At 59.7% G+C, this 13,590-nt stretch carries 15 protein-coding genes; 10 read left to right on the forward strand and 5 right to left on the reverse strand.

Annotation, left to right across the window (positions count from 1 at the left end; all coding sequences use genetic code 11):
- Positions 1-109: 109 nt before the first annotated feature.
- Together ACA064_RS24125 and ACA064_RS24130 are read right to left on the reverse strand one after the other, a co-directional pair.
- Positions 110-727 carry a LysE family translocator gene (locus tag ACA064_RS24125; RefSeq protein ID WP_497670367.1) on the reverse strand — a complete coding sequence of 206 codons (618 nt, stop codon included), beginning with the start codon at positions 725-727 and terminating at the stop codon, positions 110-112.
- A gap of 98 nt (positions 728-825) precedes the next feature.
- Positions 826-1,095, reverse strand: coding sequence for a hypothetical protein (locus tag ACA064_RS24130; RefSeq protein WP_497670368.1), 270 nt, complete (start codon positions 1,093-1,095; stop codon positions 826-828).
- A 397-nt stretch (positions 1,096-1,492) separates the two neighbouring features.
- Here ACA064_RS24130 and msuE point away from each other — a divergent pair, with 397 nt between their 5' ends.
- From msuE to ACA064_RS24150, 4 genes are all read left to right on the forward strand, one after another.
- Positions 1,493-2,059 carry an FMN reductase gene (gene msuE / locus ACA064_RS24135; RefSeq protein WP_497670369.1) on the forward strand — a complete coding sequence of 189 codons (567 nt, stop codon included), beginning with the start codon at positions 1,493-1,495 and terminating at the stop codon, positions 2,057-2,059.
- Between the two features lie 10 nt (positions 2,060-2,069).
- Complete coding sequence (gene ssuD, locus ACA064_RS24140; RefSeq protein ID WP_497670370.1) at positions 2,070-3,215, forward strand: FMNH2-dependent alkanesulfonate monooxygenase; 1,146 nt, start codon at positions 2,070-2,072, stop codon at positions 3,213-3,215.
- Between the two features lie 256 nt (positions 3,216-3,471).
- Positions 3,472-4,659 carry an acyl-CoA dehydrogenase family protein gene (locus ACA064_RS24145; RefSeq protein WP_497670371.1) on the forward strand — a complete coding sequence of 396 codons (1,188 nt, stop codon included), beginning with the start codon at positions 3,472-3,474 and terminating at the stop codon, positions 4,657-4,659.
- Between the two features lie 23 nt (positions 4,660-4,682).
- Positions 4,683-5,786, forward strand: a complete 1,104-nt coding sequence (locus ACA064_RS24150; protein WP_497670372.1) for a sigma-54 interaction domain-containing protein — start codon at positions 4,683-4,685, stop codon at positions 5,784-5,786.
- A 31-nt stretch (positions 5,787-5,817) separates the two neighbouring features.
- Here the strand turns inward: ACA064_RS24150 and ACA064_RS24155 are convergent, their stop codons facing one another.
- Positions 5,818-6,183, reverse strand: coding sequence for an antibiotic biosynthesis monooxygenase (locus tag ACA064_RS24155; RefSeq protein ID WP_497670373.1), 366 nt, complete (start codon positions 6,181-6,183; stop codon positions 5,818-5,820).
- 95 nt (positions 6,184-6,278) lie between these two features.
- Here ACA064_RS24155 and soxR point away from each other — a divergent pair, with 95 nt between their 5' ends.
- From soxR to ACA064_RS24185, 6 genes are all read left to right on the forward strand, one after another.
- Positions 6,279-6,746, forward strand: a complete 468-nt coding sequence (gene soxR / locus ACA064_RS24160) for a redox-sensitive transcriptional activator SoxR (protein WP_497670374.1) — start codon at positions 6,279-6,281, stop codon at positions 6,744-6,746.
- Between the two features lie 196 nt (positions 6,747-6,942).
- Positions 6,943-7,407: a VOC family protein gene (locus ACA064_RS24165; RefSeq protein ID WP_497670375.1), complete on the forward strand. Its 465-nt coding sequence runs from the start codon at positions 6,943-6,945 to the stop codon at positions 7,405-7,407.
- A 220-nt stretch (positions 7,408-7,627) separates the two neighbouring features.
- Positions 7,628-9,400, forward strand: a complete 1,773-nt coding sequence (locus ACA064_RS24170) for an N-acetylglutaminylglutamine amidotransferase (RefSeq protein ID WP_497670376.1) — start codon at positions 7,628-7,630, stop codon at positions 9,398-9,400.
- A gap of 3 nt (positions 9,401-9,403) precedes the next feature.
- Positions 9,404-11,149 (forward strand): N-acetylglutaminylglutamine synthetase, encoded by a 1,746-nt coding sequence (ngg, locus tag ACA064_RS24175; RefSeq protein ID WP_497670377.1) that lies wholly within the window; start codon positions 9,404-9,406, stop codon positions 11,147-11,149.
- 94 nt (positions 11,150-11,243) lie between these two features.
- The gene (locus ACA064_RS24180) at positions 11,244-12,431 is read left to right on the forward strand and encodes an osmoprotectant NAGGN system M42 family peptidase (RefSeq protein WP_497670378.1); all 1,188 of its coding nucleotides are present in this window, start codon (positions 11,244-11,246) and stop codon (positions 12,429-12,431) included.
- A 131-nt stretch (positions 12,432-12,562) separates the two neighbouring features.
- Positions 12,563-12,790 carry a YheU family protein gene (locus tag ACA064_RS24185; RefSeq protein WP_150807080.1) on the forward strand — a complete coding sequence of 76 codons (228 nt, stop codon included), beginning with the start codon at positions 12,563-12,565 and terminating at the stop codon, positions 12,788-12,790.
- A gap of 4 nt (positions 12,791-12,794) precedes the next feature.
- Here ACA064_RS24185 and csrA read toward each other — a convergent pair whose 3' ends face one another.
- Together csrA and ACA064_RS24195 are read right to left on the reverse strand one after the other, a co-directional pair.
- Positions 12,795-12,980: a carbon storage regulator CsrA gene (gene csrA / locus ACA064_RS24190; protein ID WP_497670379.1), complete on the reverse strand. Its 186-nt coding sequence runs from the start codon at positions 12,978-12,980 to the stop codon at positions 12,795-12,797.
- 221 nt (positions 12,981-13,201) lie between these two features.
- Entirely contained in the window at positions 13,202-13,534 is a 333-nt protein-coding gene (locus tag ACA064_RS24195; protein WP_497670380.1) for a YnfA family protein, read from the reverse strand.
- Between the last annotated feature and the right edge of the window lie 56 nt (positions 13,535-13,590).

The raw sequence follows: 13,590 nt of genomic DNA on the forward strand, positions 1-13,590 counted from the left end.
CCAAAAGACTGTTTTTATCGCCGCGCTTCTTAGGCTTAGTTCGGCTCTATAACGGCGTCAAAAAAGACTATCAGAACTACTAGTCACTTCATTCCGGCTATTGACAAAACTAGTGTCCTGCACTCTCCAGTAATAACGGGTACAGCGAGACCACCAGCAGCAAGGCCATGCTCAAATTGAACACCCGCAACCAGCGCGGATCGCGCAATACCTTACGCAACAAGCTGCCACAGGCGACCCAAAGACTGACGCTCGGCAAGTTGATCACGGCAAAGACCGCGGCGATAACCACCACGTTGGTGAAGTACCCCTGCAAGGGTGTGTAGGTGCTGATGGCGCCGACCGCCATGATCCAGGCCTTGGGATTGACCCACTGAAACGCTGCCGCGCCCCAATAGCTGATCGGTTTGCCTTGACCCTGCTCTGTTTCGGAAACCGGCCCGGAGTGGGCGATTTTCCAGGCCAGGTACAGCAGATAAGCCGCGCCGACATAACGCAGCACGTTGTAGAGCAATGGATAGGTCTGAAACACCGCACCCAGGCCGAAGCCGACCGCCAGCACCAGGACGAAAAATCCACAGCTGATGCCGAGCATATGAGGAATGGAACGGTTGAAACCGAAATTGACACCCGAGGCCAGCAGCATGGTGTTGTTCGGTCCGGGGGTGACGGAGGTGACGAGCGCGAACAGGGCAAAGCCCAGCAGCAAATCCGGTGAGAGTGTCATGGGGGCAGTCCATCAAGGTCGGTCAGGAGTTGACCCTATCCCACCAAGCAGGTGAAACCCACGGACAGTTGCGCAAAACTTTGAGCAGTACAGTCCGCTCAGCTTGGATGCCCGTCCAGGGGAATGCCGCGCTCGGCGTTCATTTCGCCCAGGGCATCGAAGCCAAAGGCTTTTTGCGGCTGGCCGAGCAACTCGGCTTTTTTCTGGTGGTATTCATCGAATGACAACCCGCGACGATTTAACGCCTCCAAGGCCAGTTCCCGACTTTCTTCCGCCGTGTAGGGCCGTAACTCGGGAGAATAATGAGTCCCACAGCCGGCGAGAACCGAGGCGGCAAGCAGCAAAGAAGTGGCGAGAAAACGATTCACGGGAAACTCCGGACAAGCTGGCGTTAGGCAATGAACACAGGCTACTCCCAGGCTTGGGCCGACAAAAATCACCGCTCTCAATAGTCGCTATCGACTTTTGCATAAGTGGATCAATCCCGACCCTTATATTCCTTATAGTTCTATTAATATCTTTTTACGATATTTTACGGAATAACAAACAGCCTTTATAACGAACCTGCACTGCATGCAGTGTTGGCCGGGCAACTGTTCGCTCAGCAACAGTCGATCAACAAAACCGCTCCCAAGCAACACAGCAGTCCCTATGGAACTCGCTGAAAGCCCCCGCAGATAAAGGCTTCGACGGTTTGGTACAGCTCTTGCTCAAGCCCAGTCACTACTCACTGCTCCTTGAGCAACTGTTTGAAAGGAACTGATCATGTCGCGCCCGTTGAAAGTCGTAGCCGTCTGCGGTAGCACCTATCGCCCTTCCCGCACGCTGGTGCTGACCCAGGCCTTACTCGCGGACCTGGCCCGGCAGCTACCGATCGAGAGCAGGCTGATCGAGTTGGGAGATATCGCCCGCTCATTGGGCACCGCGCTATCTCGCCAGGAGCTGACCGCCGAGGTCGAAGCCGAGCTGCAAAGCATTGAAAGCGCCGACCTGCTGATCGTCGCCACACCGGTGTATCGCGGTTCTTACCCGGGGCTGCTCAAACATCTGTTCGACCTGGTGGACCTCAATGCACTGATCGATACCCCGGTCCTGCTGGCGGCCACCGGCGGCAGCGAGCGCCATGCGCTGATACTCGATCACCAGTTGCGTCCGCTGTTCAGCTTTTTCCAGGCCCTGACCTTGCCGATCGGTGTGTACGCCACCGAGGCCGATTTCTCCAACTATCAAATAACCAGTGAGCCTTTGAAGGCTCGCATTCAACTGGCTGCAGAACGCGCCGCACCGCTGCTGTTCGGCGTGCACTCAAACCCTCTGCTGAAAATCGCTTAAGGATCTGTTCATGGATGTTTTCTGGTTTCTCCCTACTCACGGCGACGGTCATTACCTGGGCACCACCCAGGGCGCGCGCCCGGTCACGCTGAATTATCTGAAACAGGTGGCCCAGGCCGCCGACAATCTCGGCTATCACGGAGTGCTGATTCCCACCGGGCGTTCATGCGAAGACTCGTGGGTCATCGCCTCGGCCCTGGTGCCATTGACCGAGCGCTTGCGCTTCCTGGTGGCGATTCGTCCGGGGATCATCTCGCCGACTGTTTCGGCGCGCATGGCCGCAACCCTCGACCGGCTGTCCAATGGCCGCCTGCTGATCAACGTGGTGACCGGAGGCGACCCGGACGAAAACCGTGGCGACGGCAGCTTCCTCGATCACAGCGAACGCTACGAAGTCACCGATGAATTCCTCAAGATCTGGCGCCGGGTGCTGCAAGGCGAGTCGGTGGATTTCGAAGGCAAGCATCTGCGTGTACAGAACGCCAAGGCGCTGTATCCACCGGTGCAGAAACCTTATCCACCGTTGTACTTCGGCGGTTCTTCAGAGGCGGCCCACGATTTGGCCGCCGAGCAGGTCGATGTGTACCTGACCTGGGGCGAACCACCGGCCGCTGTCGCCGCGAAGCTGGCTGATGTCCGTGAACGCGCGGCGCGTCAGGGCCGTACGGTAAAGTTCGGGATTCGCCTGCATGTGATCGTCCGCGAAACCGCCGAGGAAGCCTGGAAAGCCGCCGACAAACTGATCGAGCACATCAGCGACGAGACCATCGCCTCGGCACAAAAGTCCTTCTCGCGCTTCGACTCCGAAGGCCAACGCCGCATGGCCGCGCTGCATGACGGTCGACGTGACAACCTGGAAATCGCCCCCAATCTCTGGGCCGGAGTCGGCCTGGTACGTGGCGGTGCCGGCACCGCACTGGTCGGCGATCCGCAGCAAGTGGCGGCACGGATCAAGGAGTACGCGGACCTGGGCATCGAGAGCTTCATTTTCTCTGGCTACCCGCACCTGGAAGAGGCGTACCGCTTCGCCGAACTGGTGTTCCCGTTGCTGCCGGAACCCTACGCCAGCCTCGCCGGTCGCGGGGTCACCAACCTCACCGGACCGTTCGGCGAAATGATCGCCAATGATGTTTTGCCGGCTAAAGCCAGCGCCTGATCGTTTGCCTCGGGCTGAACAGGACTGTGTGACACAGGAGCTTTTTTGTGGCGAGGGGGCTTGCCCCCGCTGGGCTGCGAAGCGGCCCCAAAACTGGCGACCGCGTTATGTCAGGTAAAACGCATCAGCCGGTTTTACGACTGCTTCGCAGCCGAACGGGGGCAAGCCCCCTCGCCACAACTACATTCACCACAAAGTCAGTGTCCGGCCCTGTTGAGTCATGTCGATTTCGACGCCCATTACCAAGGAGCACCGCGTGACTGCCAAGCCGCAGGGAGCCCTGCTGTCCCCTTTGCAAACCGCCCGCCAGCTGGCGGCCGAGTTTGCCCTGACAGCTGTCGAACGCGATGAGCACGGCGGCACGCCGAAAGCCCAACGTGACGCATTGCGCCAAAGCGGGCTGCTGGCCCTGAGTATTCCAAGCCAATCTGGTGGCCTCGGCGCCAGTTGGAGCGAGACCCTGAACATCGTCCGCGAGTTCGCCAAGGTCGACAGTTCGATCGCCCATGTCTTCGGTTTCCATCACCTGATGCTGGCCACGGTCCGACTCTTCTCTCGACCGGAGCAATGGCAGCCGTGGTTCGAGCAGACCGCTCGGCAGAACTGGTTCTGGGGCAACGCCCTGAACCCGCTGGACACCCGCACCCAGGTAAAAAACTTCGGCGGCTGGCGAGAATTTTCCGGCAAGAAAAGCTTCTGCTCCGGCGCCAGCGACTCGCAAATGCTGATCGCCTCGGCAGTGGATGAAAGCCAAGGTGGCAAGCTGGTGATCGCTGCCATTCCCAGCGGGCGCAGCGGCATCACTCTGCACAACGATTGGAACAACATCGGCCAGCGCCAGACCGACAGCGGCAGTGCCAGCTTCGAACGGGTGCGGGTAGAGGAATCGGAGTTGCTGCTCGACCCGGGTCCGCTGAGCACACCCTTCGCCTGCTTGCGGCCGTTAATCGCGCAGCTGACCTTTACCCACATGTTTCTCGGGATTGCCGAAGGAGCCTTTGACGAAGCGCGGCAATACACCCTGACGGAAACCCGACCCTGGCATAAATCCAGCGCCCTGGACGTGCGTCAGGACCCTTATGTGCTCGGCCATTACGGCGAGTTCTGGGTCGCGCTGGAAGGCGTTCGGCTGCTGGTGGAGCGGGCCGCCGACTTGCTCGACAAAGCCTGGGCCAAGGGTCCCGACCTCAGCAGCGACGAACGCGGGCATCTGGCCACCGCCATCGCCACCGCCAAGGTCGCCGCCAGCCGTAACGGTCTGGAGCTGTGCAGCAAACTGTTCGAAGTGACCGGCGCACGCTCCACCCACGCCTCGCTGCGCCTCGATCGCCACTGGCGCAACCTGCGCACGCAAACCTTGCACGACCCTGTGGACTACAAACTCCATGAACTGGGTGACTGGGCCTTGAACCAGTCCCTGCCGATTCCGACCTTCTATTCATAGCCTTCTATTCATGGAGTGTGCCCATGCAACTGCTGACCTTACCGCCCTCCCCCGCGCTGGCGACCTCGATCCGGGCCACCGCCCAGGTCTTCGAAGACCCTAAATCCCAGGCTTTGCTTGCGCATGTGCAACAGGTGGCGCCGAGTGAGGCCAGCGTGCTGATCATCGGTGAAACCGGCACCGGCAAAGAGCTGGTGGCTCGTCATATCCATAACCTCAGCGCCCGACGTAATCGGCCATTTGTGGCAGTGAACTGCGGTGCGTTCTCTGAATCCCTGGTGGAAGCCGAACTGTTCGGCCATGAAAAAGGCGCCTTCACCGGCGCCCTCAGCGCCAAGGCCGGTTGGTTCGAAGAGTCCGACGGGGGCACGCTGTTCCTCGACGAAATCGGCGATTTACCGATGGCGATTCAGGTCAAGTTGCTGCGGGTGTTGCAGGAGCGCGAGGTGGTGCGCCTGGGTTCGCGCAAAAGCATTCCGATTGATGTACGGGTGCTGGCCGCGACCAACGTGCAGCTGGAGAAAGCCATCAATGCCGGGCATTTCCGCGAGGATCTGTATTACCGCCTGGATGTGGTGAGCCTGGAGCTGAGTCCGCTGCGCGATCGTCCGGGAGATATCCTGCCGCTGACCCGACACTTTATCGAGTCCTACAGCCAGCGCCTCGGTTATGGCGCGATCGGCATCAGCAGTGAGGCCGAACACAAACTCCGGACCTACAGTTGGCCGGGCAACATCCGCGAACTGGAAAACGTCATTCATCACACCCTGCTGATCTGCCGCAACGGGGTGATCGAACGCGATGACTTGCGCTTGTCGAACATGCGCATCGAGCGTCAGGACGACAGCCATTCCCAGCTCAATGATTCGGCCGAAGCCTTGCTCGACCGGGCGTTGCAAAAGCTCTTCGAAGAACAGGCTGGCGCGCTGCATGAGAAAGTCGAAGACGCGTTATTTCGGGCCGCTTACCGCTTCAGTCATTACAACCAGGTACACACCGCCAACTTGCTGGGCCTGAGCCGCAACGTCACCCGCACCCGATTGATCAAGATCGGCGAACTGACCGTGAACAAACGCCGGGCAGTGGATAACCCTCAGGGTGAGCGTATTTTGCAGTTGTCGATCTAGTGGCCTGTACGGCTACAAGCCACACCGGCCACTAGCCCACCAAGTTGCAGTGCAATGCATCGTCATGGCTGCGCTCAATGCTGCACAGCACCTGGAATGAACCAAAGGTGACGGTCCTGGCTTGATAGGCGCGGATCAACGTCCAGAAATCCTGTTCGCCATTCTCGAAACCCTGGAATGCCGCCTCACCCGCCTCGCGCGATTGCCATTGCAGATAATTGAGTACCCGCCGGCCGTCATCGCTGGCCTGCACACTGGCGCTGAGAAAACCGCTATAGACCTGGGCCAGACGTTCGGTCTGTTCAGACAAAGCCGAGACCAGCCCTGGCTGCTGATGAGGTTCGATTTCGAATTCGATCAGTTGCGTGAAGCTGCGATTTTTCTCTAGTGACTGCATGAATAGTCCCCCACTGACAGGTAAGCGGAATCTTGCGATCCGAGGCCATGCAGGGTAAAACCTCTAGTTAACTAGAGGTCAAGCGGCAATTTTCAATGATCAGCAAAGAAACTATCCACAAAGAACTGACGGTCGGCCAATTGTCGGCTCGCAGTGGCGTCGCGGTTACCGCCCTGCACTTCTACGAGTCCAAGGGGCTGATCAAAAGCACTCGCAACCAGGGCAACCAGCGCCGTTATCCGCGGGAAGTCCTGCGGCGGGTGGCAATGATCAAGGTTGCACAACGATTGGGCATTCCACTGGCGGAGATCGGTGATGCCCTGAAGTCACTGCCCAACCATCGCGCGCCGACAGCGGCGGACTGGAAGCGGCTCTCAGAGCAGTGGAGCAAAGATCTGGATGAGCGGATCAATCAGTTGATCATGCTGCGCGACAAGCTCAACGGCTGCATTGGTTGCGGCTGCTTGTCGATGGAGGCCTGCCCGCTGCGCAACTATGGCGATATGTTGGGCGAGCGCGGGCCGGGGGCGCAGTTGTTGGAGCCGGCGGTCGATCCGGAATAGCGTCGCCCCTCTTCGCGGGCAAGTCGGACCGCCGCACCGCCGCTCCCACAAAAGCAGACATTGCGCGAATTGATGGCCGAGCAGTGGCAATGCTGCTTTCCGTCGGCCTCTCGGCTGCCCGGTTTGTCGTGACCTATAGTGAATCGACCGGAGCGGTGAAGGATTACGTTATCCCCCAACAAAAAGGAGAACCGACATGCGCGTTAAACCGATACCTGAGGGCTATCACAGCATCACGCCATATCTGGGCATCAAAAAAGCCGCGGAGGCTATCGACTTCTACAAAAAAGCATTCGGCGCCACGGAAATCATGCGCCTGGTTGCACCCAACGGCGACATCGGCCACGCCGAACTGCGCATCGGCGACTCGGCCATCATGCTCGCCACCCCCTGCGAGGCTGCGTCTCTGCGCAGTCCTGAACAGACCGGCATCTCGGTGGGTCTGCATTTGTATGTCAACGATGTCGACAAACAGTTCGCCCAGGCGATTGCAGCCGGAGGTGAGATGGTCTCTGAAGTCAAAGACCAGTTCTACGGCGATCGCACCGGCACGCTGAAAGATCCATACGGTCACTTGTGGTTTCTTGCCACCCATAAGGAAGACTTGTCCCAGGAAGAAATCGCCAAGCGCGCCGCTGAGATGTTCAAGCAAGCCAAGTAGAGCCTTTGCCTCGGACCGAGAAGCTCTGCAGTTTGTTTGCAGGGCTTTTCTGCTTTCAGGCATCCGTACCAGCATGATGGCCGCCCTAATACCCAACCCTGGCTACTTATAACTTATCGATCTAAAACTCCAGTGATTCAACTGGGTCAGTTTCAGAGTACCTGCCATTTGGCGCGGTAATGCTTGACCCCTCCCCAACGGAAAAACCGGTAAGGAATTTATGTGCGGATTAGCTGGAGAGTTACGTTTCGATCACCAACCTGCCGACCTGGCTGCGGTTGAACGGATCACCCATCACCTGGCACCTCGCGGTCCTGACGCGTGGGGCTTCCATAGCCAAGGGCCGATTGCCCTGGGCCATCGTCGTTTAAAGATCATGGATTTGTCGGACGGTTCGGCGCAGCCGATGGTCGACAGTCAACTGGGCTTGTCCCTGGCCTTCAACGGCGCGATCTACAACTTCCCGGAACTGCGCGCCGAACTGGAAAGCCTGGGTTATGCCTTCTACTCCAGCGGCGACACCGAGGTACTGCTCAAGGGCTACCACGCCTGGGGCGAAGACTTGCTGCCCAAGCTCAACGGCATGTTCGCTTTCGCCATCTGGGAACGTGACAACGAACGGCTGTTCATCGCCCGCGACCGTCTGGGCGTCAAGCCTTTGTACCTGTCGCGCACCGGCCAGCGCCTGCGGTTTGCCTCGGCATTGCCGGCGCTGCTCAAGGGCGGCGATATCAACCCGGTCCTCGACCCGGTGGCGCTCAATCACTACCTGAATTTCCACTCGGTGGTTCCTGCGCCGCGCACCTTGCTGGCAGGTATCGAAAAGCTGCCGCCAGCCACCTGGATACGCATCGATGCCAATGGCAAAACCGAACAGAAAACCTGGTGGACCCTGCCCTACGGCCCTCGCGCCGATGAAATGAATCTGACCCTGGAAGACTGGCGCGACCGCGTGCTCGAAAGCACCCGTGAAGCGGTGGCGATTCGTCAGCGGGCCGCGGTGGATGTCGGTGTGCTGCTTTCGGGCGGTGTCGATTCGAGCCTGTTGGTCGGGCTGCTGCGAGAAGTCGGCGTGGAAAATCTGTCGACCTTCTCCATTGGCTTCCAGGATGCCGGCGGCGAGCGTGGCGACGAGTTCCAGTACTCGGACCTGATCGCCAAGCACTACGGCACCCAGCACCACCAGTTGCGCATCCAGGAAAAAGAGATCATCGAGCAACTGCCCGCGGCGTTCCGCGCCATGAGTGAGCCAATGGTCAGTCATGACTGCATCGCCTTCTACCTGCTGTCGCGGGAAGTGGCCAAGCATTGCAAAGTGGTGCAGAGCGGCCAGGGTGCGGACGAATTGTTCGCCGGTTATCACTGGTATCCGCAAGTCGATGGTGCAAGTGATCCGTACGCAGCCTATCGCGATGCGTTCTTCGACCGCAGCTACGATGACTACGCCGCCACCGTGCAACCGAAATGGTTGACCGCCAACGATGCCGCTGGCGATTTTGTCCGCGAACACTTCGCTCAGCCCGGTGCCGATGCCGCGGTGGATAAAGCACTGCGTCTGGACAGCACGGTGATGCTGGTGGATGACCCGGTCAAACGCGTCGACAACATGACCATGGCCTGGGGCCTGGAGGCGCGCACGCCGTTTCTCGACTATCGACTGGTGGAACTGTCGGCCCGCGTTCCGGGAAAATTCAAACTGCCGGACGGTGGCAAGCAGGTGCTCAAGGAAGCCGCTCGGTTGGTGATCCCCAGCGAAGTCATCGACCGCAAAAAAGGTTACTTCCCAGTGCCGGGCCTCAAGCATTTAGAGGGCGACACGCTGCATTGGGTTCGTGAACTGCTGCTCGATCCAAGCCAGGATCGTGGCCTGTTCAAACCGGCGATGCTCGATCGCCTGTTGACCGATCCACAGGGCCAGTTGACCCCGTTGCGCGGTTCCAAGCTGTGGCAACTGGCGGCGCTGAATCTGTGGCTCAGCGAACAAGGAATCTGAACCATGAAACCCCACGCTACGGCCTACAGCCAACGCCTGCTGCGCGGTCAGTCGCCCTCTTATGAGCGCCTGCAAGCACGCTTCGCCGAAGACGGCAGCGAATCTGGCCCTGAGCCCATCGCCGTGCATTGCGGCTGGGGTCGGTTGCTGATCGGCCATACCTTTCCAGACGCGGCAAGCCTTGCCGAGGAATTGCTCCATGAGCAACCGGGCGAGCGTGACATCGCGTTGTACGTGGCCGCGCCCCAGCAGGTATTGGGGCTGGAGCCGGCGCAGTTGTTTCTTGACCCGTCCGACACCTTGCGCCTGTGGTTCAGCGATTACCGCCCGGCCACCCGGGTGTTTCGCGGCTTCCGCATCCGCCGGGCACAGAACGAAGCGGACTGGCAGGCCATCAATCAGCTGTACCACGCCCGCAGCATGCTGCCCATCGATCCGGCCCTGCTGACGCCCCGTCATGAAGGCGGCCCGGTGTACTGGCTCGCCGAAGACGAAGACAGCGGCACGATCATCGGCAGCGTGATGGGGCTCAATCATCAGAAAGCCTTTCACGACCCAGAGAACGGCTGCAGCCTCTGGTGCCTGGCAGTCGACCCGCATTGCACGCGGCCGGGAGTCGGCGAAGTGCTGGTGCGCCATCTTATCGAGCATTTCATGAGCCGCGGCCTGAGCTATCTCGACCTTTCGGTCTTGCACGACAACAGTCAGGCAAAAGGTCTTTATACCAAGCTAGGGTTTCGCACCCTCTCGACCTTCGCCATCAAATGCAAAAACGGAATCAACCAACCGCTGTTTCTCGGGCCGGGACCGCAGGCGGAGTTCAATCCTTACGCGCGGATCATCGTCGAAGAAGCCCATCGTCGCGGCATCGATGTCCATGTCGATGACGCCGACGCCGGAATGTTCACCTTGAGCCACGGCGGGCGCCGGGTGCGCTGCCGTGAGTCGCTGAGCGACCTGACCAGCGCCATCAGCATGAGCCTGTGCCAGGACAAAAGCCTGACCCACAAAGTGCTGAAGGCCGCCGGGTTGAATTTGCCGTCGCAACAACTGGCGGGCAGTGCCGACGACAACCTGGTGTTTCTCGATGAGCACCGGCGAGTGGTGGTCAAACCGCTGGATGGTGAGCAGGGTCAAGGCGTGGCCGTGGACCTGCAAACGATCGAAGAGGTGCAGCAAGCCATCGAGGGTGCTCGTCAGTTCGATAGCCGCGTGCTGCTGGAAAGCTTCCACGAAGGCCTCGATCTGCGCATCGTGGTGATTGGTTTTGAAGTGGTGGCCGCCGCCATCCGCCGCCCGGCGCAGGTTGTCGGTGACGGTCAGCATTCGATTGGCGAGCTGATCGAAGCACAGAGTCGCCGACGCCAGGCAGCCACCAGTGGTGAAAGCAGAATCCCGCTGGACCACGAAACCCGGCGCACCTTGCGTGCCGCTGGATACGACTACAACAACATCCTGCCAGCGGGCGAACATCTGTTTGTGCGCCGTACTGCCAACCTGCATACCGGCGGCACGCTGGAAGATGTCACGGCGATTCTGCATCCCACACTGGTGAATGCCGCGGTGCGAGCCGCGCGGGCGCTGGATATCCCGATGGTCGGGCTCGACCTGATGGTGCCGGCGGCCGATCAGCCGGACTACGTGTTTATCGAAGCCAACGAACGCGCCGGGCTGGCCAACCACGAACCGCAACCGACTGCCGAGCGTTTTGTGGATTTGTTGTTTCCCCATAGTCAGCCGACGGTTTAGACGGTCGTTCGCTTAAGTACAAACCCTCGCCACAAAAAGCAGCTACTCGCCTCAGAATTCCTTAAGGCCCTCCTTTCCAAAATCAGGAGTTTCCATGACCAGCAAAATTCCCGAACCGGATCTCAATTACCTGCAGAAAGTCCTGCTGGAAATGCTCGCAATCCCCAGCCCCACCGGATTCACCGACACCATAGTGCGCTATGTCGCCGAACGTCTTGAAGAACTGGGCATTCCCTTCGAGCTGACCCGTCGCGGCACTATTCGCGCCACCCTCAAGGGCCAGAAAAACAGCCCGGACCGTGCGGTGTCGGCGCACCTGGACACCATCGGTGCCGCCGTGCGCGCAATCAAAGACAATGGTCGCCTGACCCTGGCGCCGGTCGGCTGCTGGTCCAGTCGTTTTGCCGAAGGCAGTCGCGTCAGCCTGTTTACCGACAGCGGCGTAGTGCGAGGCAGTGTATTGCCGCTGATGGCCTCCGGGCACGCGTTCAACACCGAGGTGGATGCAATGCCCATCAGCTGGGACCACATCGAACTGCGCCTGGATGCCTACTGCACCACCAGGGCCGACTGTGACTCGCTGGGCATTGGCATCGGTGATTTCGTCGCCTTCGACCCGCTGCCGGAGTTCACAGAAAGCGGCCACATCAGCGCTCGTCACCTGGACGACAAGGCCGGGGTAGCAGCCCTGTTGGCGGCGCTCAAGGCGATCGTCGACAGCGGCGAGCCATTGATGATCGACTGCCATCCACTGTTCACCATCACCGAAGAAACCGGCAGCGGCGCGGCAGCCGCCCTGCCATGGGATGTCAGCGAATTCGTCGGCATCGACATCGCTCCTGTCGCCCCTGGCCAACACTCCAGCGAACATGCGGTGAGCGTGGCCATGCAGGATTCCGGCGGGCCGTACGACTATCACCTGTCGCGGCACCTGCTGCGACTGGCCAGCGACAACGAACTGCCGGTGCGCCGCGACCTGTTCCGCTATTACTTCAGCGATGCCCATTCGGCGGTGACTGCCGGTCACGACATCCGCACCGCCCTGCTCGCCTTCGGCTGTGACGCCACCCATGGCTATGAGCGCACCCATATCGACAGCCTCGCCGCGCTCAGTCGCCTGCTCGGCGCCTACATCCTCAGCCCACCGGTATTCGCCAGCGACGCACAACCGGCCAAAGGCTCGCTGGACCGGTTCAGTCATCAGCTTGAACATGACGCGCAGATGGAAAGCGATACCCGGGTGCCGTCGGTGGATAGCCTGGTGGGGCAACGGTCGACGTAGGAGCTGGCGAAGCCTGCGATCTTTTGGCGGTTCTAGAAGCAAGATCAAAAGATCGCAGCCTGCGGCAGCTCCTACTGGCCCTGCAAGCCCAAGCCCAGTAGCATCGCCGGGATTGTTTACCCGAGGTACCTATGCTGATCCCCTACGACCAACTTGAAGTCGACACCCTGACCCGTCTGATCGAAGATTTCGTCACCCGTGACGGCACCGACAATGGTGACGAAACACCGCTGGAAACCCGTGTGCTGCGGGTTCGCCAGGCGTTGACCAAAGGTCAGGCGCTGATTGTTTTCGATCCGGAAAGTCAGCAATGTCAGTTGATGCTCAAGCACGACGTGCCCAAAGAGCTGTTTGATTGATCCATCAGCTGCGCTTGGTTTGCCCCGTTCGCGTCTGGATGCGTTCGTAGACTTCCGCCCGGTGGACCTCGACTTCCTTGGGCGCCTCGACGCCGAAGCGAACGTTGTTGCCGTTCACCGAGAGTATGCGTACGGAAATGTTGTCACCGATGGAAATCAACTCGCCCACAACGCGGCTTAATACAAGCATGGCACTGGTCCTTTAGGGTTACCGGACGTTGAAGATGCCCGGAGCGCCGGCTGCCTTCAATGCGCCAGTACTAAATCAGTATCACCCTACGCCGCACGCAGACGCGCCTGTCAGAAAATCCTTTCAAGTCTTGGTTTTCGCCGTCGTTTAAACCGACCTTCGTCTAAGCAAGCGCTTTCCTACGATCACGCAGAGACTTCATTTCCGATCGCGGGCAGAGTTCAGACATTGGAAAAACGCGGACCCAACAGGATGATGCTCGCGCCAAGCACACAGAGCGCGACACCCAGCCAATCGGTACTCAAGGGACGAATCCGCTCGACCATGGCCAGCCAGCCGATGGACGCAATAATGTAGATGCCACCGTAAGCCGCATAGGCGCGGCCGGCGTAGCTCGCTTCGACCTTGGTCAGTAGCACCGCGAAGAGGGTCAGGCTGAGCAACGCCGGGGCGATCCACCAGGCGCTTTTACCCTGGCGCAACCACATCCAGAACCCATAACAACCGGCGATTTCAAACAGCGCCGCGAGAAAAAACCACAGGTAATTGAGCATGCAACTGTCTCGTCAAGGCTGCCGGAATGGGCAACCCTAACGATGCAGGTTCACTC

It is taken from the genome of Pseudomonas sp. LBUM1658, assembly GCF_059716055.1.

What these genes read in the sequence shown, in the direction of transcription:
- ACA064_RS24150 (WP_497670372.1), top strand. Translation starts at nt 4,683, where the DNA reads ATGCAACTGCTGACCTTACCGCCCTCCCCCGCGCTGGCGACCTCGATC.
- ACA064_RS24165 (WP_497670375.1), top strand. Translation starts at nt 6,943, where the DNA reads ATGCGCGTTAAACCGATACCTGAGGGCTATCACAGCATCACGCCATAT.
- ACA064_RS24195 (WP_497670380.1), bottom strand. Translation starts at nt 13,534, where the DNA reads ATGCTCAATTACCTGTGGTTTTTTCTCGCGGCGCTGTTTGAAATCGCC.
- ACA064_RS24125 (WP_497670367.1), bottom strand. Translation starts at nt 727, where the DNA reads ATGACACTCTCACCGGATTTGCTGCTGGGCTTTGCCCTGTTCGCGCTC.
- soxR (WP_497670374.1), top strand. Translation starts at nt 6,279, where the DNA reads ATGATCAGCAAAGAAACTATCCACAAAGAACTGACGGTCGGCCAATTG.
- ACA064_RS24170 (WP_497670376.1), top strand. Translation starts at nt 7,628, where the DNA reads ATGTGCGGATTAGCTGGAGAGTTACGTTTCGATCACCAACCTGCCGAC.
- ssuD (WP_497670370.1), top strand. Translation starts at nt 2,070, where the DNA reads ATGGATGTTTTCTGGTTTCTCCCTACTCACGGCGACGGTCATTACCTG.
- ACA064_RS24155 (WP_497670373.1), bottom strand. Translation starts at nt 6,183, where the DNA reads ATGCAGTCACTAGAGAAAAATCGCAGCTTCACGCAACTGATCGAATTC.
- ACA064_RS24180 (WP_497670378.1), top strand. Translation starts at nt 11,244, where the DNA reads ATGACCAGCAAAATTCCCGAACCGGATCTCAATTACCTGCAGAAAGTC.
- ACA064_RS24185 (WP_150807080.1), top strand. Translation starts at nt 12,563, where the DNA reads ATGCTGATCCCCTACGACCAACTTGAAGTCGACACCCTGACCCGTCTG.
- csrA (WP_497670379.1), bottom strand. Translation starts at nt 12,980, where the DNA reads ATGCTTGTATTAAGCCGCGTTGTGGGCGAGTTGATTTCCATCGGTGAC.
- msuE (WP_497670369.1), top strand. Translation starts at nt 1,493, where the DNA reads ATGTCGCGCCCGTTGAAAGTCGTAGCCGTCTGCGGTAGCACCTATCGC.
- ngg (WP_497670377.1), top strand. Translation starts at nt 9,404, where the DNA reads ATGAAACCCCACGCTACGGCCTACAGCCAACGCCTGCTGCGCGGTCAG.